We start from the raw sequence: 18950 nt of genomic DNA, 5'->3' as shown, positions 1-18950 counted from the left end.
CCCTGGGTCGGTCGCAATGCCGGATGCCGTGCCCGCACCGGATGCGTGCATGAACATCTAATTCGGAGTTGTCAGCTATGGCCATGAATATCCACGTCGGTCTCGCCCTCGTCGGGCTCTCGATCCTCTCCTCGATCGCATTTGCACAATCGCTGAAGGACAAGGAGTATTTCGCAGACCAGGAGAAGTATCTCGCTGGAGAGGTCGCCACCACCAACGAGCGGTGCGGCAACAGTCTCACAGCGAAGTTTGACTGGTTGAAGCCGCCGGCGCCGGAGGAGCGGAAGATCTACAGCGCCTACGGTTATTGCGGCGCAGCTCTCGAGGCCATGCGGCGCGTCTGTGACTCCCAGGCCGGCAAGGAAGCCGTCAAACAGAAGATCAAAAGCCTGACGTGCAGTTTTGGACCGCAGCGTACCGTTGTGCTCAAGGATGGCGCGATCGACTACGAGGTCAATTTCAATTCAAGCAACGATGCCGACTACGTGTTCGAATATTTGCAGAACAATTTGTGAGCGCCTGGAGTGGTGAGGGCCACCTCGGCCCCGCTACGCGCGACCAAAATCTGATTTTTCAAACAGTTTCGGTCGTGCGGATTATGGATCTCTGCGAGAGCCATCCTTCTCGGATGGTGGCGCGGGGACGGTGCATTTCGGCCGAACAGGGAGTTCTTCAGCTAATTCAGCAAAGCGGAGTCGGTCATCGCGACGAGAATACGTTCTTCAACTGCACCAGGAATGTTATCAGCCACGCAAAGGCGTACATGCCCGCGAGGCCAAGAGCCGTTCTGCGATCCATCAAGGACAGGCCTGTCCACCACCATACCCGGTAAAGCCATAATCCGGTCGTGGCCGCGCCAAGCAAGCAGACCAATATTTTGAGGAAGGACGAGCTTGCGACGCCCAGGGCGCCGAACAAAAGCGTTGCTGGAACGAGAAACATCGTGCAGGCGGATATCAGAGTCTCGTTCATGGCCCCTCAAGACGTCTGCGAATCGCAGATACGGGGCGCAGTTTGCAGCAACGAGCACCTTTTTTGGAAGGGCCGATGTGTCGGCGCACAGTTCGATCTAGGCGCCTCCAGCAGCGCCGATGCGGGACGTGCTACGAGATTGAAATGATCTCAAGCTCCTGACCGGACGCGCCGACTTCGTCCCCAACAGCCTTGCCCATCAGAAGCCCTGCCACCGGTGATACGAAGGAAATAGAACCGGCCTTGGGATCCGCTTCGTCCTCTCCCACAATACGATATTTCTGCACGCGGCCGTCGGCTCGCCTGAAGGTCACCGTGCTCCCAAAGGCAACCGTGTCAGTCGACGTCGGATTGGGGATGACCTGAGCCGTACGAACTCTCGCCGCAAAGTAGCGCGCATCACGCAAAGGGGTGGCTGCTTGCCGCCGTCGTTCATTCACGTCTTCGATCTTCTGCGCGGCCTCGTATGCCTCGCGAGCCTGCTGGAGCTGAGATTCCAAAGCCTTTAAGCCGGCTTCCGTAACAAGGTTCGGATGAGGCGAGACCGGGCGGTCGGGGAGCAACGTCTCCGACGCCGTTTCGGCACTGTCTTCCTTGGTGAAAGCAACGCTCAAGCTCAAAACTCCTTTCAAGCGAGATATGCAAAAGGCGGTCGGCTACAAGAGCGCGGACACGTCAAAGGAATTTTAGCCCAACGCTCGACGACTCCCGCGAATCATATACCGCTGAGCGAGACGGGCGCCATTATCAAAAGTTACCTCGCATTATGGAGCCGAACTGCTGCAGCCTTGCTCCGCCGGCAGTTCCTCGGCATTGGGGTCGCCCGGCGCCGTCGCCCAGGCCAGTTCGACGAGCGTCACGATCCGCCGGCCGGCACCGTCGAGCTGGCAAACGATGAGGCCCTGCTCTTCGATGTAGGTCAGCAGGCGCCGCGCGCGGCGCAACGAATGTGAGCCGTAGGCGCGCGCAATCGCGGCATCGCCGGGGCAGGGCCAGCCTTCTTTCGCGGCGCGGGCGATCATCATGAAGACGCCCTGCATATCCTCCGGCAGAAGTGAGGCGCGGACGGAGACATCCTGCCATCCGTCATCCTCTGCGATATCGGAGCCGAGCCCGGCGCGGGCGCGCGTCAGCATGCGGCGGAAGTCACCGAGATCCGGCACTGCCGAACCGAGGCCCTCTATCCGGCAGCGGACCACGAACTCCTGATAGAGCACGCCGATGGCACGGAATCCCGCGTCGGGTTCCGCCATGATGGCGCGCAGAATACGGTCGACCCGCTCACGCCGCTCCGCCAGTTCCTCGGCGCTGAGTGGCTGCTCCACCGCTTCGGGACGGATCTCGAGCGCGGCGGTTTTTGCCGCCATGAGCTGGCCGAGGAGGTCTGGCGGCGGCGACCGGCGCTGAGGCCGATTATTCTCGGGCGGCGGCGCTGCCAGGATGATGGCGTGTGCGTCCGGTGTCGCTTCCGGCAGAGGCATCAGGCGCGGGGTCGCGTTGCGCGGCGTGGTGTCCGTCGGACCGATGCGCAGCCCCAGCGGACGGCGGGAGAGGGCCGGTCCCAGCGCCATGAACTGCCCGCGCTCCAGATCCCGGAAGGCCTCTGCCTGTCGCCGCTCCATGCCCAGAAGATCGGCGGCGCGCGCCATGTCGATGTCAAGGAAGGTCCGGCCCATGAGAAAATTGGACGCCTCGGCCGCGACGTTCTTGGCGAGCTTCGCCAGTCGCTGGGTGGCGATGACCCCCGCAAGCCCGCGTTTGCGGCCACGGCACATCAGGTTCGTCATGGCGCCGAGCGAGAGCTTGCGCGCCTCGTCCGAAACCTCGCCGGCGACTGCCGGCGCGAACAGCTGTGCCTCATCCACGACCACCAGCATCGGGTACCAGTGGTCGCGGGCGACCTCGAAAAGCCCGCTGAGGAAGGCGGCGGCGCGCCGCATCTGATTCTCGGCGTCAAGCCCCTCGAGATTGAGCACCGTGGAGACGCGATGGATGCGCGCGCGCTCGCCGGCGACCTCCAGGCCCCGCTCGGTATGGTCCTCTGCATCGATCAGGAGGTGGCCGAAACGGTCGGCCAGCGTCACAAAGTCGCCTTCGGGGTCCAGGATCGTCTGTTGCACCCAGGGCGCACTCTGTTCCAGCAGCCGGCGCAGCAGATGGGATTTGCCTGAGCCCGAATTGCCCTGCACCAGCAGCCGAGTCGCCAGCAGTTCCTCAAGGTCGAGGTTAGCCGGGGCGCCTGCCGTCGTCTGTCCCATCTCGATCGCAACGGTCATGTCCCGACTCAAACTCTCCTCAGCGGACGCGGGCTTAACAATCTGATCGCAGCGCGTCGAGCGCCCATGTCCGACTACTCCCGTGTTCTCCACGGCTGGTCGAACCCGATCGGAGGTTGGGAGCGACGCCCGATGAACGGACAATCATTTTTGAGCACGAGCACCCGCACCGCATCAAAAATCGTCACAACCCGCCCCCTTTCATCATCCCGACACATATGTCATTGTAGAAATACAAATGATCAGGGCGGCGCCATCGAGGTGCTGACCCGGGCGTTGCGAGGGAGAATCGCCATGAACAGGAAAACTGCACTCATCGCGGCTTTGTTCGGGGTCTTGGCGTTCGCCGCTCCAGCGCAGGCGGCACGCGTCGAGGTGCAATGGTGGCACGCCATGAGCGGGGTGCTCGGCGACCGGCTCAATGAACTGGTCGAGAAGTTCAATGCATCGCAGGACAAATATACCGTCGTTGCCGTCGCCAAGGGCAATTACGACGAGGTCACCAATGGCGTGATTGCAGCCTATCGCGCCAAGCGGCCGCCTGAAATGGTGCAGATCGCCGAGCGCGGCTATATGACGATGCTGCTCTCCGGCGCGATCGTGCCGGTGCAGGACCTCATGGATCAGAAGGCCTACAAGATCGACTGGCCCGACTTCATCAAGCCGGTGGCGAGCTTCTGGAGCTACAAGGGCCGGATGTCGGCGATGCCGTTCAACTCCTCGACGCCGATCTTCTGGTACAACAAGGAGCATTTCCGCAAAGCTGGCTTCGACAAGCCGGCCGACACCTGGCAGGAACTGGAGGCGCAGCTTTATGCCATCAAGGCCAAGGGTGTGAGCGAGTGCGGCTCGGTGCTGCCGGGCGACTTCTACTGGAGCCTGCTGGAGAATTACAGCGCCATCAACAACCAGCCCTACGGCACGCTGGCGAACGGCTTCGACGGGCTCGGCACCGAATTCGTCTACAACAAGACCAAGGTGGTTTCGCAAGTCGCGCGCCTGAAGAAATGGCTCGATGATGGCGTGCTGCAGATCGCAGGCCAAGGCTTCAGCCCGGAACAGTTGTTTACCTCCGGGCGCTGTTCGACCTTCGTCAACTCGACCGCCTCGCACGGCAATATCGAGCGCAACGCCAAGATCGACTGGAGCGCCACCTTCCTGCCGCACGAGAACGACATCAATCCGCCGCTCAACAGCACCATCGGCGGCGGCGCCATCTGGGTCATGAAAGGCCATACCCCGGAACGCTACGATGCGGTCGCAGCCTTCCTCGATTTCGTCGCGCAGCCGGAGACGCAGGTATGGTGGCATGGCGTGACCGGTTACGTCCCAGCGACCAACAAGGCATACGGGTTGGCGCGTGAGCGCGGCTATTACAAGGACCATCCCACCCGCGAGATCGCGGTGCTGCAACTCTCCCGAGGTACGCCCAACGAGAATTCGCGCGGTTTCCGCTTTGGCAATTTCGTGCAGACGATGCTGGCGCAACGCACCGAGGTGGAGGCGGTGTTCACCGGCCAGAAGCAGCCGCAGCAGGCGATGGATGACGCCGTCAAGCGCGGCAACGAGATCCTGCGCCAGTTCGAGAAGCTGAATGCCGGAAAGGATACCGAGGCGGACGGCAAGCCGAAATGAATGCAGGCTCGCCGATCGTCTTGTCCGAAGCATCCGCGGCGCAGGTGGCGCAGCCTTCCGGCCTGACCAGAACGCAGCATGCGCCTTCGGTTGGAGCCGTCACCGGGCGTGGCGCAATGACGCCTCGGCCCGGCAAGGCGCGGACGCTCAAGCACGGCCGTCCCGATCGCGAGCCGGGACTGAAGCGGGCGAATTTCGGCCATGGGCCCGGCTTGCCGACACTGTTGCTGTTGCCGCAGTTCCTGATCCTGGTGTTCTTCTTCTTCATCCCGTCGCTGCGCGCGCTGATGCAATCCGTGCTGCTGAGCGATCCGTTCGGCAACAATGTCCACTTTGTGTGGTTCGACAATTTCACGGCGCTGTTTGCAAACGGCGAATATCGCCAGTCGATCGTCACCACGCTCTGGTTCACGGTCGCGCAGAACGTGATTACGCTTGCCGTCGCCGTGGTGCTGGCATTCGCCACCGACCGCGTGGTGCGCGCACGTTCCGTCTACCGGACCGTCATCCTGCTGCCGTATGCGATCGCGCCGGCGATTGCCGGCATCCTGTGGGCGTTCCTGTTCAATCCCGTCGTCGGTCCGCTCGCACATATGCTGCACGCGCTCGGGATTGGCTGGGATCCCAACCGCAATCCGAGCGATGCGCTGCGGCTTGTGATCATGGCGGCGTCATGGAAACACATTTGCTACAACTACATCTTCCTGGCCGTCGGCTTGCTGGCGGTGCCGGCCTCGCTGATGGAAGCGGCCGCCGTCGACGGCGCCGGACCGATACGGCGCTTCTTCCTGATCGCGCTGCCGATGCTCGGGCCGACCGTCTTCTTCCTCGCCGTGATGAACTTCATCTACGGCTTCTTCGAAACCTTCGCCATCATCGATGCCGTCACCCATGGCGGGCCGGCCGGCGCGACCAATATTCTGGTCTACAAGGTCTATGTCGATGGTTTTGTCAATCTTGACCTCGGCTCCTCGGCCGCGCAGTCGGTTCTGCTGATGACGTTCGCGCTGATCTGCACGCTGCTGCAATTCCGCTATTTCGACCACAAGGTCAATTACGGGGTCTGACCGCATGGTGGAACGCGCACCCGTCCTCGACACGATCTGCCACGCGATCCTGATCGCCGGCGCGCTGTTGGTGTGCGTGCCGCTTTACTTTGCCTTCGTCGCGGGCTCGCTGACGATTGCCGAGGTGCAGAAGGTGCCGCTGCCGTGGCTGCCGGGCGACCAGTTCGTCGCCAATCTGCAGGCGGCCTGGGTCAAGGCTGATTTTGGCCGCACGTTCCTCAATTCCATTTTGGTGGCGGTCGGCATCGCCGCCGGCAAGATCGCGGTGTCGTTGCTCTCGGCCTTCGCCATCACCTATTTCCGCTTTCGTTACCGGATGCTGGCGTTCTGGCTGATCTTCATGTCGCTGATGCTGCCGATCGAGGTACGGATCGTGCCGACGTTCGAGGCGGTGGCGAATGCCGCGCTGCCGCTGCAATGGCTCGCCGACGCGTTGCATGTTTCCGGTCTCTGGAAATGGATCAGCGGCCATGACGTTGCGATCGCGCTGGAATGGAACATGGTCAATACCTATCCGGGGCTGATCCTGCCGCTGATCGCTTCCGCCACTGCGACCTTCCTGTTTCGTCAGTTCTTTCTCACGGTGCCGGACGAACTGTGCGAGGCGGCACGGCTCGATGGCGCCTCGCCGCTGCGCTTCTTCTGGAGCATCCTGCTGCCGCTGTCGGTCTCGAATATCGTAGCGCTTGCGATCATCCTGTTCCTGTTCGGCTGGAACCAGTATCTGTGGCCATTGCTGTTCACCACCGACAAGGACATGGCGACCGCCGTGATCGCGCTGAAGAATCTGATCCCGCGTTCCGACAACGAGCCGGCCTGGAACATCGCCATGAGCGGCGCGCTGCTCACGATGCTGCCGCCGACGCTGGTGATATTGCTGTTGCAGCGCTGGTTCCTTAAAGGGCTCATCGACAGCAGCAAATAGGGACGAAGCATGGTTTTCATTGCCGGACACCGCGGCGCCCGCGACCTTTGGCCGGAGAACAGCCTGCTCGGCTTCCGCAATCTATGTGGACTTGGCGTCGAAGCGGTCGAGTTCGACATTCACCAGAGCGTCGACGGCGGGCTCGTTGTCATTCACGATCCGCTGCTCGATCGCACCACCCATGACGCTGGACCGGTCGGCGTCCGCACGCTGAAACAATTGACCGCCACGCGCCTGCGCGAAGCCGGCGAAGAATGCATTCCGACGCTTGATGCCGTACTCGATCTGTACAGCGACTCACCGCTGGAGCTTCACATCGAGATCAAGACCGACGCCTTCGGCAATCCCTATCCGGGCATCGAAGGGCGCGTGCTCGATGCGGTGAAGCGGCGCCGGTTGGAGCGGCGCGCGGTGCTCACCTGCTTCGTCCCCGGTGCGATCGAGACAGTGCGGCGGCTGTGCCCGCAGGCGCGGGTGCTGGTCTCGCTGGATCGCCGGTCGGCGGAGATGATGGGGGGCATCTCGGCGGCGCTCGATCGTCTTGCGATCATCCCGGATTGCATCGTGGCGGTCGAGAAGTCGCTGCTGTCCCTGACGCTGCCGCTGGCGCTCAAGGTCCTTGGCCGCGAGCGGCTGGGCGCCTGGGTGACGAACGAGCCGCAGGAGATCGCCCACTGGCTGGCGCAGCCGGTGCGGCAGATCACCACGGACCGGCCGGATCTTGCCGTGAATATCCGGCGCGGAATGATGTCCGCGCCTGCGCCATCATGAACGGCCTCATGATGCCGCGCCGACGGTTCCTCGCGGGCTCGCTGGCCAGCGCCGCGGTGGCGTCGCCGTTCGGAATCGTGCGCGGTGCGCCGGTGATATTCGATGCGGATCCATACACGCTCGGCGTTGCGTCCGGCTGCCCGCGCGAGGATAGCGTCATCTTGTGGACGCGCCTCGCGCCGCGGCCGCTCGAGGAGGGCGGGATGCCGCCTTCGCCGGTCGAGGTCGAATGGCAGGTTGCGGAGGACGAAGGATTTGCGCGCATCGCCGCGAAGGGCGTCGTTCGCGCGACTGCGGAGCTTGCGCATTCCGTGCATGCCGAGGCGAAGGGGCTGCGCCCGGGTCGCGTCTACTGGTACCGGTTTCGCGCCGGCCCGGCGGTGAGCCCGGTCGGGCGCACCCGCACCGCGCCGGCAGCAGGCAATGGCAACAACCGGTTCCGGTTCGCGTTCGCTTCCTGCCAGCAATACGAGCAGGGCTACTACACTGCGTATCGCGACATGGCTGCGCGCGATCTCGACCTGGTCGTGCATCTCGGCGATTACATCTACGAGAAGTCCTGGGGCACGCGCCACGTGCGTCAGCACGGCGTCGGCATACCGACGACGCTTGCCGAGTTTCGCAATCGCTACGCGCTCTACAAATCCGATGCCGATCTCCAGGCGGCACACGCCGCCTTTCCGTGGCTGTCGATCTGGGACGACCACGAGGTGGCCGACGATTACGCCAATGATCGCTCCTACACGACGCGCGATCCGGAGCAGTTCCTGAAGATCCGCGCCGCTGCCTACCAGGCCCGTTACGAGCATATGCCGCTGCCGCCGTCGGCGCGTCCGGTTGGACCCGACGCCACCATCTACGCGCATTATCGTTTCGGCGACATGCTGGACCTGCTGCTGCTCGACGACCGGCAATACCGCTCTGCACCAGCCTGCGTGAAGGGCGGGCGTCCGACGACGGTGGCGGATTGCGAGGAGCGAACCGAGGAGGCGCGCACCATGCTCGGTGCTTCGCAGGAGCGATGGTTTGATGCGCGGTTGGGCGACAGAAGGGGGCGCTGGACTGTCGTGGCGCAGCAGACGCTGATGGCCGAGGCCAAGCGAAAAGATGCGGAGGGTGGTGACCGCTTCTGGATGGACGGCTGGGATGGATATCCCAATGCCCGCCGCCGCCTGCTCGACTCGATCATGACGCACAAGGTGCGCAATCCCGTCGTCATCGGCGGCGACCGCCACGCCTTTTTTGCCACCGACCTCAAGCGCGACTTTTCGCGGTCGCGCGAGGCGACCATCGCGGCCGAATTCGTCGGCACCTCGATCACCTCGGAAGGGCCGGGCGAGAGCAGCATCCGCAATGCGCTCGCCGGCAATCCCGGCCTGGTCTATGCGAACGGAGAAAAGCGCGGCTATGCCGTCGTGGAACTCGATGCGCGATCCTGCACGGTCGATTTCGAGGCGCTTGACGACGTCAAGGATGCGCGCAGCGCGGTGCGCCGACTCGCGACCTTCGTGGTCGAGGATGGCGTGGCCGGCGTGAAGGCAGCCTGAAGTGAACAGTTTCCACCAACAGAGTTTGATGCCGATGCCCGCTGAGACTGATTTGATGGCGCTGATGCGCGGCGCCGAGCCGGTGGTGGCGAAAGCGGCCGCGACGCTGGTCGAGATGCAGCGTGCGCCGCGCGCGACGGCGCGCAAGGAGCTGCGTGACATCGTCACCGATGCCGATCTTGCCGCGGAAAGGGTCGTGATCGACGGGCTGAAGGCGCTGACGCCGGGGGCGACGATCCTGTCGGAGGAGCGGGGCTTTAGCGGCGCTGCAAGCGCGTCGCGGTGGATCGTCGATCCGCTCGACGGCACCATAAACTACGCCACCGGTTTGCCGTGGTTCTCGGTGAGCGCCGCCTACCATGATGGCGGCGAGGCGCTGGTCGGCCTCATCGAGTCGCCGCTGGCCGACATCCGCGGCCGCTACGTGCGGGGCGCAGTTGCGACCGTGAATGGTAAGCCGGTGCGGGTGTCGGACACGCGCGCGCTTGCGGACGCGGTGGTGTCGGTGATCCTGACCTCGCATTATCAGCCCGACGAAGTTCGGATGGCGGCGGCCATTATCGAACGGCTCGGCTCGGCGGTGCGCGGCGTCCGCATCGTGGTCTCAGGCGCGCTCGAAATGACATGGATCGCGACGGGCCAGCTCGATGCCTTCGTGTCGGTCAAGGCCGATCTCGTCTCGCACGCCGCCGCGATGCCGCTGGTGCATGCGGCGGGCGGACGCGTGACCACGGTTGCGGGTGCCGATTCGCGGTTTGACGATTTGCAAAAGATCGCCTCAAATGGTCACATTCATGATGAGCTTTTGAGGCTGCTGCAGGAGATTGCGCTGTGAGTGACCAGACCATCCTGCGGGTCGCCTGGCTCTATTACATGGAAAACCTGACCCAGGCCGAGATCGGCGAGCGGCTCGGACTGACGCGTGCGCGCGTCAACCGCATGCTCTCGGAGGCGCGGCATAGCGGCATCGTCAGCATCCGGCTCAATTCGGCCTTCGCAAACTGCACCGAGCTCGAACATCAGTTGCGTCAGCAATGCGGGCTCGACGATGCCGTGGTGATCCCGAGTCCGGAAAACCCCGAACTGGTCGCCAGCCTGATCGGCATGGCGGCGGGGGCCTATCTGTCGAAATTCCTGGAAGAGAAGCGTCCGCGCACCGTCGGCATCGGCTGGGGCGCGACCTTGCGCGAAACCATCCGTCATGTCACGCCCGCGGAATATCCGGATCTCTGGATCGTCTCGATGATGGGCGGGCTTTCGCGCGGGCTCGAGCTCAACACCTTCGAGATCGCGGGCGAACTGGCGCGCCGGTTGCACGCAAAATGCAGCTACCTGGCAGCCCCGATCTATGCCAGCAGCCGGCGTTCACGCGACACTTTCATGGCGCAGGAAGTCTACGCGGAAGTGTTAGACCGCGTCGACCGGATCGATCTCGCGCTGCTCAGCATGGGCGACCTCTCGCCGCGCTCGCTGCTGGTTCGGCACGGACTGCCGCCCGACGTCGGTATCGAGGAATTGCGCGCGGCCGGCGCCGTCGGTGACGTGCTGGGGCAGTACCTCGATCAGTCCGGTCGGCAGATCAACCACGGCATCAACGCGCGCGCGATCGCGTTGCCGATCGAGAAACTCGCGCGGGCGCCGACCGTGATGCTGATCGCGGGCGGAACCAACAAGGCGCCGGTCATCGCGGCGGCGCTGCTCGGCCGGATCGGCAAGGTGCTGGTGACGGACGAGAAGGCCGCGGCTGGCGCGCTCAAGCTGATCGGCAAGCAGCGGTGAGCCTGTTTCTCGGGCTCGACATCGGCACCTCCGCTGTCAAGGCGATCATCGTCGACGCAGAGGATCGCGAGCAGGCCGCGGCGGAAGCGCCGCTTTCGATCGATCGCCCACAACCGCTATGGTCGGAGCAGCATCCGGACGCATGGTGGGCGGCGGCGGCCGCTGTGCTCGACCGCCTCGCGGCCGACCATCCAAAACTGATGTCCGGCGTCGCAGCGCTCGGGCTATCAGGTCAAATGCTAGGCGTTGCACTGATCGATGCGGCCGGCCGGCCGATCCGGCCGGCGCCGTTATGGAATGACGGGCGCGCGGCCGCCGAATGTGCCGAGCTTGATGCCACGGTGACGGATTTCGCCGGTCTTGCCGGCGCACGGCCGATGCCGGGCTTCTCTGCGCCGAAAATCCTCTGGCTGGCGCGTCACGAGCCCGATGCGACAGGCCGCACGCGGCATATTCTGCTGACCAAGGATTATGTGCGTCTGTGCCTTACCGGCGATGCGATCTCCGATCGGGCGGACGCCTCCGCGACGCTGTTGATGGACACGCGGGCCGGCGTGTGGTCGCCGCGGCTTGCCGATGCGTGCGGCATCACCGTCGACGTCCTGCCGGCGCTGGTCGAGAGTGGCGCGGTTGGCGGCACGCTGCGGCCGGAGCTGGCGCAACGCTTCGGCTTGCGGGCGCATCTTCCGGTCGCCGGTGGCGCGGGCGACAACATGGCGGGCGCGATCGGTGCCGGCGTGGTTCGGGCAGGCGACGCCTTCATCAGCCTCGGCACGTCGGGCGTCTATTTCGTCGCCAATGACCGCTTCGTGCCTGCGCGTGGCCAGGGCATGCACACCCATCGGCACGCCGTGCCCGAGCTGTTCGGCCAGCATGGTTGCGTTCTCAGCGCTGCCAGCGCGCTGGCATGGATCGCAGGCATTCTCGGCGTCGCGTCGATCGAACGGTTCCTCGCCGAGATCGAGGCCGCAAATCTTTCGCCGGCGGAGATACCGGTTTTCTCACCCTATCTCGGCGGCGAACGAACCCCGCATGATGATCCGCTCGCCAGCGCCACGCTGTCGAACCTGCGCGCCGCGGCGGGCCCGCTGCATATTGGCCGCGCGGTACTAGAAGGCGTCGCCTTTGCGATGGCCGATTGCCACGATGCGCTGACGAAAGCGGGCGCAGCCATTGATACAATCGCGCTGGTTGGCGGCGGGGCGCGCAGCCGTTTCTGGGGAAGACTGATCGCGACCGTAATCGACCGCCCCTTGCTGCTGCCGCCGCTTGCACCGCTCGGGCCCGCGCTCGGCGCCGCGCGGCTGGCACGGCAAGCCAGCGGAGGCGCGTTGATCGGGGAGGCCGAGCCGAGCGCCACGGTTACGCTTGAGCCTGACGCCGCATCCCGTGCCGGCTTGCAGGAGCGGCGCGAGATCTTCCGGCAGCACTATGCAAAAATGCCAGGTTCCTGAGCTTTTTGACCAGCTAGAACATTTGTAATCATAAAAAGACATATGTATATTCTCCGTCACTTGCCGGTGGCACCGTCGGAAAACAATCAGGGATCAGGGCTAGGACATGCGCGCAGCGGTTCTCCACGACATTCGCGACATCCGCGTCACCGAAATCCCGGCGCCGACACCTGCGGCAGACGAGGTGATCGTGCGGGTCAAGGCCGTCGGCGTGTGCGGCAGTGATCTGCATTCCTATCTTGAAGGCGGCACCACCGGCCCGACCCGGATCAATCCGTTCGTCCTCGGCCATGAGTTTTCCGGCACGCTGACCCCCGACACCGCGCGACGGGCAGGGTTGCCGGCCGATGCGCTGATGGCGGTGGATCCTGCGATTTCCTGCGGCCGTTGCGAATGGTGTCACCGTGGCCACACCAATTTGTGCCCGAACGTGCGCTTTCTCGGCTACGCGCCGAACAACGGCGCCATGGCCGAGTTCGTCTGCGTGCCGAAATCCGCCGTGCATGTCGTGCCCGACAACATCGATCCGGCCGCCGCGGCGATCCTGGAGACGCTCGGGGTTGCGATCCATGCCATGGACCTCGCGCGGCCGCGACTGATGGAAACCGTCGCCGTGCTCGGTTGCGGACCGGTGGGACTGCTGCTGGTGCAACTGGCGCGGTTGACTGGCGCCGGCAAGATCGTCGCCATCGACCCGGTGGATGAGCGCACCGCGCTGGCCTGCGATCTCGGCGCCGACGTTGCCTGCCGCAGCCATGACGAGGTCGCGGACGCGACCGAGGGCCGTGGCGCCGACCTCGTGATTGAGGCGACCGACTCCTCGCACGGTTTCGAGCACGCGGCGCGCTGTGCCCGCATCGGCGGCCGTCTCGTCATCGTCGGCATTCCCGAGAACAATCAATACGTCCTGAGCGGCGCGGAATCGCGCCGCAAGGGACTGTCGACCAAATTCTCCCGCCGCATGCCGGAGGTTTATCCGCGCGCAATTGCGCTAACGCAGAGCGGTCGCGTCAAGCTTTCCCCGCTGGCCACGCATCGCTTCTCGCTCGAGCAAGCGCCGGCAGCGTTCGAGCAGCAGGTCGCCCGCCGCGACGGCATCATCAAGGCGATTATCTATCCGTAGATCTGGCGTGCGAATGGCGCAGCCTGAGTAGCGAGACACGCGCTTATCTGCGTATTGACAAGAGACGCCATCGTATTCCCAAGCGCCGCGGTGTCCGGATCGCCCTTGATGTTACCCTCGTGATCAGGGGCGTCTTGCCGCCGGCACGATTCATGCTGTCGCCGCCGGCAGAAGCGCCGTCCGTCCAGCAAAACAGGACTGGACTTGGAGGCTTTCTAAAGAGGTGACACGTAACGGCAAAGCACGCGGGCTTCCAGATTTCGAATGTTTCAAATTGCTATGAGCACGCGATGGCTTGATGGCGGCTGCATCAGGGCGTAACCGTCCTGGGCGTGGCGTAACCGAAGAAGAGGACGCGAGCCGTGATGCAGCCAGATACTGACAGCGGATCTGCCGGCGCTGAAATGCATCGGTCCATCATGACTGCGTTCTGCGATGTTCTCCGGAGCAGTCAGCTTCCGCCTATGACGGTGATGAAGCTCGCCGCGTCCGCGCTCGGGGCCGTCTACAAGGAAGTCGCTGATCAGCATCGCTCTGATGGCGTTTGTCCCTGCGGCTGGCAGCCAAATCGGCGTACGGACATCGCGGTTCTGCAGGCCGCACTGGCTGCGTCAATGGAAGCCGTTCCCTCTGCTGATCTGCGTGTCATGCAGGCTGTCGGGCGGGCATAAGCCATCATGCGTGGGATGCCCGCCGGTCACGTGCATATCGTTTGGGTTCGCCGTCATCGTCTGCGCCGAGCCCAAGGGCCGCTCCGGACGTCCCGGCCACCTTCGCGGCCGGTGCGAACAGTACTTCGTGCGGCGCCGCCAGCGCAATAATCCAGCGCGGTCGTTTGTTTCGTCAATTTTGAGAGTTTCTAATTTCGCCTGGCGCGAAGCATAAGTGCCGTCAGGGTGCGCAGAACAGGCGCAAGTGTGCGGTAGTCGAATGGCGGCTGCTCGCAAATAATACCCCTCCCGGTGGGAAAAAAATCGCCCTTAAACGTCTTAATCCTGGAAGTGCCGCAAGGCCGCGACTGTCGGGGAATTGCGACAGCGAGCTGGCGGTAAGAGGCGCGCGCCTCATGACCGTACGCGGCGAACGAAGACGAAAGATTGAGGCGATGGCAGGTGTGATGACGAATTGGCCGATGCCGTGATGGCAGGGCGTAGGTTGGCGCGCGCGTGACGCCCTGCGAGGTGAAGAAGCGAAAGCTTATTCTGCTGGAAGAAGGCCATTGTCTGCGGGATCAGGCGCTCGATTATTGTGCAAAGGGGCGTTGGAACGTGGCCTCGAGCCTCAGTGCAACGAGCCTTGCAACCGTCATGCAGATGGTGGCAAGCGGATACGGCGCCACGCTAGTTCCAGAAGTCGCGGCCGATGCCGAGTTGCGCGACGAGCGAGTGAAGCTCCTTCGCTTTGTCGAACCACAACCCGGCCGCAGTATCGGGCTGGCGTGGCGCCGGACGTCTCCACGCAAGGCCGACTTCCTGGCGCTTGGTCAGATGGTGAAGAACGCGCTGAACGCACCCGCCTGGCCACAATGTATCCGCCACGAACGCACCGCTCGACGAATGGAAATCTAGTGGTGCTGATTCAACCAACGGGGCCGTTCAAGATTCTCGCAGCTTGCGAACATGCAAGACAGGAGGTGGGGTTCCGTCCTTCCGCAACGTGCGGCCATCGTCGTGGCTGCAAGTCTCCGAGCTTTCATTGCCGGGAATAATGAGCGATAATCAACAAGCCGGTCGTGGTGGGTAGGTGCCCAGCGTGACGGAATCGGTGCACGGAGATGGTAAAGGCCGATGCCTGAGCGGACGCACACTCCAGACAGCGATATCGATGCCACAAGAGCAAGCGCTCGTTTGCCCGGCCTCGACATCGACATCATTCACCGGCAATCGCCGAATGGTGATTGGGAGCAGATGTCGATCAACTTGCGGGCAACACCATCCTTCGAAGCGCTCGGGTCCTTGTTCGAGGCAGCTAACCCTTTCTCGTTTTGGGTGCAGGCCACACGATTTATGTGGATGCCCTGGCTGCTCACGGCGCAGACGATGCTGCTGCCGGCAGGCAGGCCGCGAACGCTCCCGAGCGCGATCCACCCTGAGCACGAGGCGCCGACGGCTCGTGGTTAGCGAGCCAAAGGATCAGGCAAGGCATAACGCTGACCGGCCGCGACGTTGCGAGCGGGATACAAAGCCCGAAGTGATCGCAGCCGAGCGTCCGTCAAGATGACCGCGCGGGGAGGGGTGATCTGGCTTAAGCTGCGGACGATCTGTTGCGTCGTGGCTATCGGTAATGAGTCCCAACGGTTGCCATTGCAAGCGCGAAATCGTTGCGAGGCGCCGGCGCAGTGGGCAAGATGACAACATGATTGCGCTGTTCACGGATTTTGGGTTGAACGGCCCATATACGGGTCAGATGAAGGCGGTGCTGCACCAGGTGGCGCCGGGCATACCCGTTATCGACCTCTTCTCCGATGCGCCAGTCGGCAATCCCAAGGCATCGGCGTATCTGTTGGCGGCCTATGCCGAATGGTTTCCGGTACGAACCGCCTTTCTCTGCGTTGTCGATCCCGGCGTCGGCGGAACGCGGCCATCCATTTTTCTCGAGGCGGACGGCCGCTGGTATATCGGCCCCGGCAACGGCTTGTTTGAATTGATCCAGCGCAGAGCCCGAGAGACGCGCAGCTGGGATATCGACTGGAAGCCGAAGCATCTCTCGGCCAGCTTTCACGGGCGCGACCTCTTCGCCCCAGTGGCAGCCATGCTGGCGCGCGGTGATCCGCCCCCCGGCCGGCCACGTCACGATGGCGCAGATCGCCGAGCAGACTGGCCGGACGACCTCTGCGAGATCGTCTACGTCGATCACTACGGCAATGCGATGACCGGGCTGAGGGCGGCTATGCTGCCGGCGGGCGCAAGGCTCGGAGCGGTGGGGCGGTTTCTGGACCGCGCGAGGACCTTCAGTGATCTGCCGCCAGGCGCGGCTTTCTGGTATGAGAACTCCAACGGGCTGGCCGAAATTGCCGTTAATCAGGGGCGAGCGGACCGCGATCTCGGTCTTGCCATCGGCAGTCCGGTCGAAATCGTCGCATGAGCAATGGCCTGCCGCTTTGACCCGAAGGCAACGTTCGACCAAACAGCGCCCACATCCGCATCGGCCGAAGCCGCCCGAGCGCTGCGACAAGCCGCAAGCTGACGCTAACAGGCGCCTTGCGGAGCAGACCCGCAAGATCCTGCGCAAACATTACATGAGCAAATACCGGGTGCGGTGAAATCGCGAAGACTGAAGTTTTGAAGTGAGCCTGACCCGATCGTACAGGTAGGCTCGCACGACATAATCGTGATGGACCCGTGCGTGTGTCGTGGAATGGCTCCGCGATTTGGCTGCCAAGCGCGGACCATGAAAGAAGCTCTTGAAGATCGCCGGTAGCTGCACGATAATCTGCTGCTGGACGGCGCGTTGCGCCGCAGTCCGCGCGAGGATGCCGGAGGCATCCCGTACAGGCCTTAATTGCAGTTTCGATCCGCTCGGCCGGGTCCCACGTCCCAATCTCATGCGGCTGCTGCGCCTCAGCCCCGTCCGGATGCAAGGACTCATTGTGATGTTGCAGCTTGGCACGCCGGCCGCAGCGTCGGCGGCCGCCGCTTGGTGACCGTCGCGGCCACCGACCACCAGACGGTCCCCCCGACACTTTAGGGCGAGCGGTGGATTTGAGAAGGCAACCCATCGGTCGAGGGAGGATATGCCATGAGAGCCTCGCCAGACTATTCACGTCGTCGCTTCCTTCGTGCCGGCGCAGCAGCAACCGTTGTCGCCGCGGCGGCAACGCCCGTTCGTGCGGCCGCCGAGGCGGGCATACAAGCGCCACCCTCGACGGCGACGGCGCCGCGGATTCTGCGCAAGCCACCGCTGGCTGAACTGGAGCGCATCGCCAGATCCTACAACTTGGCTCTCAGCCGCGACGATCTGACGTCATTCCGCAACCTCATGGACGGTGTGCTCGCGTCGTACCGTCGCTTGGACCAGTTCGCGGAGCCGACATTGGCGGTGAAGTACCCGCGAGACGCGGGGTTCCGTCCAGGTGCCTCGGACAATCGGCTCAACGCCTGGTACTGGAGGTGCTCGATCAAAGGCGCAACGTCGGGGCCTCTCGCGGGCAAGAAAATCGCTCTCAAAGATAACGTGTGCGTTGCCGGCATCCCGATGATGAACGGTTCCAACGTGCTGGAAGGTTACGTACCCGACGTGGACGCAACCATTGTGACCCGCATCCTCGATGCTGGTGGAGAGATCGTCGGCAAGGCCGTGTGCGAGCATCTTTGCTTCTCGGGCGGTAGCCATACATCCGATACTGGGCCCGTACTTAATCCGCACGATCCGAAGCGATCTGCAGGAGGCTCCTCCAGCGGCAGTGCGGCGCTCGTCGTCGCCGGCGAGTGCGACATGGCCATCGGGGGCGACCAGGGAGGGTCGATCCGAATTCCCAGCTCTTTCTGCGGAGCGGTCGGCCACAAGCCCACGCACGGGCTTGTGCCCTACACAGGTGTCTTCCCGATTGAACTAACACTTGATCATACCGGGCCCATTGCCCGTACCGCCGGCGATGCCGCCCGGCTTCTCGAGGTGCTCGCCGGAGCCGACGGCCTCGACCCGCGCCAACCGGCGGGACTGCGTACGGAAGCGTACACTAAACAGCTCACCGGAGACGCCCGGGGCCTCCGGATCGGGATCGTTAACGAGGGGTTTGGCTGGCCCAATTCCGAGCCCGATGTCGACGCCATGGTGCGCGAGGCGGCACAGCGCTTGACGCGAGTAGGAGGGACTGTAAGCGAGGTATCGATCCCTCTCCACCGCGATGGCATCCATATCTGGAATGCTATCGCTGTCGAGGGCGCCACGGCGCTGATGGTCGCCGGCAACAGCATGGGAACCAACTGGAAGGGGCACTACACAACTTCTCTTCTGGATTTCTACGGCCGGAGCCGGCGAGCGCGCGCTAACGACCTTTCGGAGACCGTCAAGCTCGTTGTCCTGCTCGGCCAGTACATGCAGGACAATTACCAGGGCCGCTACTACGCCAAGGCCCAAAACCTCTCGCGCGTCCTACGCGCCGCCTACGATGAGGCGCTCAAAGGCGTCGATCTCCTGCTCATGCCGACATTACCTTTGAAGGCCACGCTACTCCCAGCGCCGGACGCGAGCCGTGAGGACTATGTTGCGCGCGCACTCGAAATGATTTCCAACACTTGCCCGTTCGACGTCACTGGCCATCCTGCCGCCACGGTTTCGGCAGGCATGTCGGCGGGGCTCCCCGTCGGCATGATGCTGATCGGACGTCACTGGGAGGACGGCACCGTGTTGCGGGCGGCTGACGCGTTCCAGATCATCGGGTAGGCGCAATAGCGAATTG

17 protein-coding genes are annotated in these 18950 nt (G+C 63.6%); 14 read left to right on the top strand and 3 right to left on the bottom strand.

Annotated features, from left to right (window positions below; genetic code table 11):
• The first annotated feature begins 77 nt into the window (after positions 1 to 77).
• Entirely contained in the window at positions 78 to 515 is a 438-nt protein-coding gene (locus LMTR21_RS30195) for a hypothetical protein (RefSeq protein WP_065751086.1), read from the top strand.
• Positions 516 to 699: 184 nt separating this feature from the next.
• Here the strand turns inward: LMTR21_RS30195 and LMTR21_RS30190 are convergent, their stop codons facing one another.
• The 3 genes from LMTR21_RS30190 to LMTR21_RS30180 all read right to left on the bottom strand — a co-directional run bounded on the left by LMTR21_RS30190 (position 700) and on the right by LMTR21_RS30180 (position 3248).
• Positions 700 to 972, bottom strand: coding sequence for a hypothetical protein (locus LMTR21_RS30190; RefSeq protein ID WP_065751087.1), 273 nt, complete (start codon positions 970 to 972; stop codon positions 700 to 702).
• Positions 973 to 1103: 131 nt separating this feature from the next.
• Entirely contained in the window at positions 1104 to 1586 is a 483-nt protein-coding gene (gene greA, locus LMTR21_RS30185; protein WP_065751175.1) for a transcription elongation factor GreA, read from the bottom strand.
• Positions 1587 to 1736: 150 nt separating this feature from the next.
• Positions 1737 to 3248: a helicase HerA domain-containing protein gene (locus tag LMTR21_RS30180; RefSeq protein ID WP_065751088.1), complete on the bottom strand. Its 1512-nt coding sequence runs from the start codon at positions 3246 to 3248 to the stop codon at positions 1737 to 1739.
• 294 nt (positions 3249 to 3542) lie between these two features.
• On the opposite strand from LMTR21_RS30180, the gene LMTR21_RS30175 reads away from it, so the two are divergent.
• The 13 genes from LMTR21_RS30175 (at position 3543) to LMTR21_RS30115 (ending at position 18934) form a co-directional block, all read left to right on the top strand.
• A complete protein-coding gene (locus tag LMTR21_RS30175; protein WP_065751089.1) occupies positions 3543 to 4883 on the top strand; it encodes an extracellular solute-binding protein in 1341 nt (446 codons plus the stop codon).
• Between the two features lie 116 nt (positions 4884 to 4999).
• Positions 5000 to 5950, top strand: a complete 951-nt coding sequence (locus tag LMTR21_RS30170; protein WP_065751176.1) for an ABC transporter permease subunit — start codon at positions 5000 to 5002, stop codon at positions 5948 to 5950.
• A 4-nt stretch (positions 5951 to 5954) separates the two neighbouring features.
• Positions 5955 to 6875: an ABC transporter permease subunit gene (locus tag LMTR21_RS30165; protein ID WP_065751090.1), complete on the top strand. Its 921-nt coding sequence runs from the start codon at positions 5955 to 5957 to the stop codon at positions 6873 to 6875.
• Between the two features lie 9 nt (positions 6876 to 6884).
• Positions 6885 to 7646, top strand: coding sequence for a glycerophosphodiester phosphodiesterase family protein (locus LMTR21_RS30160; protein WP_065751091.1), 762 nt, complete (start codon positions 6885 to 6887; stop codon positions 7644 to 7646).
• 8 nt (positions 7647 to 7654) lie between these two features.
• Entirely contained in the window at positions 7655 to 9193 is a 1539-nt protein-coding gene (locus tag LMTR21_RS30155) for an alkaline phosphatase D family protein (protein ID WP_210250539.1), read from the top strand.
• Positions 9194 to 9227: 34 nt separating this feature from the next.
• Positions 9228 to 10028 (top strand): inositol monophosphatase family protein, encoded by an 801-nt coding sequence (locus tag LMTR21_RS30150; RefSeq protein ID WP_187399233.1) that lies wholly within the window; start codon positions 9228 to 9230, stop codon positions 10026 to 10028.
• Positions 10025 to 10972 carry a sugar-binding transcriptional regulator gene (locus tag LMTR21_RS30145; protein WP_065751094.1) on the top strand — a complete coding sequence of 316 codons (948 nt, stop codon included), beginning with the start codon at positions 10025 to 10027 and terminating at the stop codon, positions 10970 to 10972. The genes LMTR21_RS30150 and LMTR21_RS30145 overlap by 4 nt, the downstream gene beginning before the upstream one ends.
• Positions 10969 to 12426, top strand: coding sequence for a xylulokinase (xylB, locus tag LMTR21_RS30140; RefSeq protein WP_084030436.1), 1458 nt, complete (start codon positions 10969 to 10971; stop codon positions 12424 to 12426). Before LMTR21_RS30145 ends, xylB begins: the two co-directional genes overlap by 4 nt.
• A gap of 106 nt (positions 12427 to 12532) precedes the next feature.
• Positions 12533 to 13549 (top strand): zinc-dependent alcohol dehydrogenase, encoded by a 1017-nt coding sequence (locus tag LMTR21_RS30135; protein WP_065751095.1) that lies wholly within the window; start codon positions 12533 to 12535, stop codon positions 13547 to 13549.
• A 1181-nt stretch (positions 13550 to 14730) separates the two neighbouring features.
• Complete coding sequence (locus LMTR21_RS30130; RefSeq protein ID WP_347339135.1) at positions 14731 to 15117, top strand: LysR substrate-binding domain-containing protein; 387 nt, start codon at positions 14731 to 14733, stop codon at positions 15115 to 15117.
• 219 nt (positions 15118 to 15336) lie between these two features.
• Positions 15337 to 15669: a hypothetical protein gene (locus LMTR21_RS30125; protein ID WP_065751098.1), complete on the top strand. Its 333-nt coding sequence runs from the start codon at positions 15337 to 15339 to the stop codon at positions 15667 to 15669.
• 286 nt (positions 15670 to 15955) lie between these two features.
• A complete protein-coding gene (locus LMTR21_RS30120) occupies positions 15956 to 16633 on the top strand; it encodes an SAM hydrolase/SAM-dependent halogenase family protein (protein WP_246174464.1) in 678 nt (225 codons plus the stop codon).
• 654 nt (positions 16634 to 17287) lie between these two features.
• On the top strand, positions 17288 to 18934 hold the full coding sequence (locus tag LMTR21_RS30115) for an amidase (protein ID WP_084030437.1): 1647 nt from the start codon (positions 17288 to 17290) through the stop codon (positions 18932 to 18934).
• The last annotated feature ends 16 nt before the right edge of the window (positions 18935 to 18950 follow it).

Origin of the sequence: Bradyrhizobium paxllaeri (assembly GCF_001693515.2) — a bacterium.
In the GTDB taxonomy this organism is placed as follows: domain Bacteria; phylum Pseudomonadota; class Alphaproteobacteria; order Rhizobiales; family Xanthobacteraceae; genus Bradyrhizobium; species Bradyrhizobium paxllaeri.
Note: the sequence above shows the minus strand (reverse complement) of the source record. Positions and strands in the feature narration are given on the sequence as shown.

Coding starts and splice junctions, on each gene's coding strand:
- LMTR21_RS30195 (WP_065751086.1), top strand. CDS start 78: ATGGCCATGAATATCCACGTCGGTCTCGCCCTCGTCGGGCTCTCGATC.
- LMTR21_RS30190 (WP_065751087.1), bottom strand. CDS start 972: ATGAACGAGACTCTGATATCCGCCTGCACGATGTTTCTCGTTCCAGCA.
- LMTR21_RS30180 (WP_065751088.1), bottom strand. CDS start 3,248: ATGACCGTTGCGATCGAGATGGGACAGACGACGGCAGGCGCCCCGGCT.
- LMTR21_RS30175 (WP_065751089.1), top strand. CDS start 3,543: ATGAACAGGAAAACTGCACTCATCGCGGCTTTGTTCGGGGTCTTGGCG.
- LMTR21_RS30170 (WP_065751176.1), top strand. CDS start 5,000: ATGACGCCTCGGCCCGGCAAGGCGCGGACGCTCAAGCACGGCCGTCCC.
- LMTR21_RS30165 (WP_065751090.1), top strand. CDS start 5,955: ATGGTGGAACGCGCACCCGTCCTCGACACGATCTGCCACGCGATCCTG.
- LMTR21_RS30160 (WP_065751091.1), top strand. CDS start 6,885: ATGGTTTTCATTGCCGGACACCGCGGCGCCCGCGACCTTTGGCCGGAG.
- LMTR21_RS30155 (WP_210250539.1), top strand. CDS start 7,655: ATGATGCCGCGCCGACGGTTCCTCGCGGGCTCGCTGGCCAGCGCCGCG.
- LMTR21_RS30150 (WP_187399233.1), top strand. CDS start 9,228: ATGCCCGCTGAGACTGATTTGATGGCGCTGATGCGCGGCGCCGAGCCG.
- LMTR21_RS30135 (WP_065751095.1), top strand. CDS start 12,533: ATGCGCGCAGCGGTTCTCCACGACATTCGCGACATCCGCGTCACCGAA.
- LMTR21_RS30125 (WP_065751098.1), top strand. CDS start 15,337: ATGCCTGAGCGGACGCACACTCCAGACAGCGATATCGATGCCACAAGA.
- LMTR21_RS30120 (WP_246174464.1), top strand. CDS start 15,956: ATGAAGGCGGTGCTGCACCAGGTGGCGCCGGGCATACCCGTTATCGAC.
- LMTR21_RS30115 (WP_084030437.1), top strand. CDS start 17,288: ATGAGAGCCTCGCCAGACTATTCACGTCGTCGCTTCCTTCGTGCCGGC.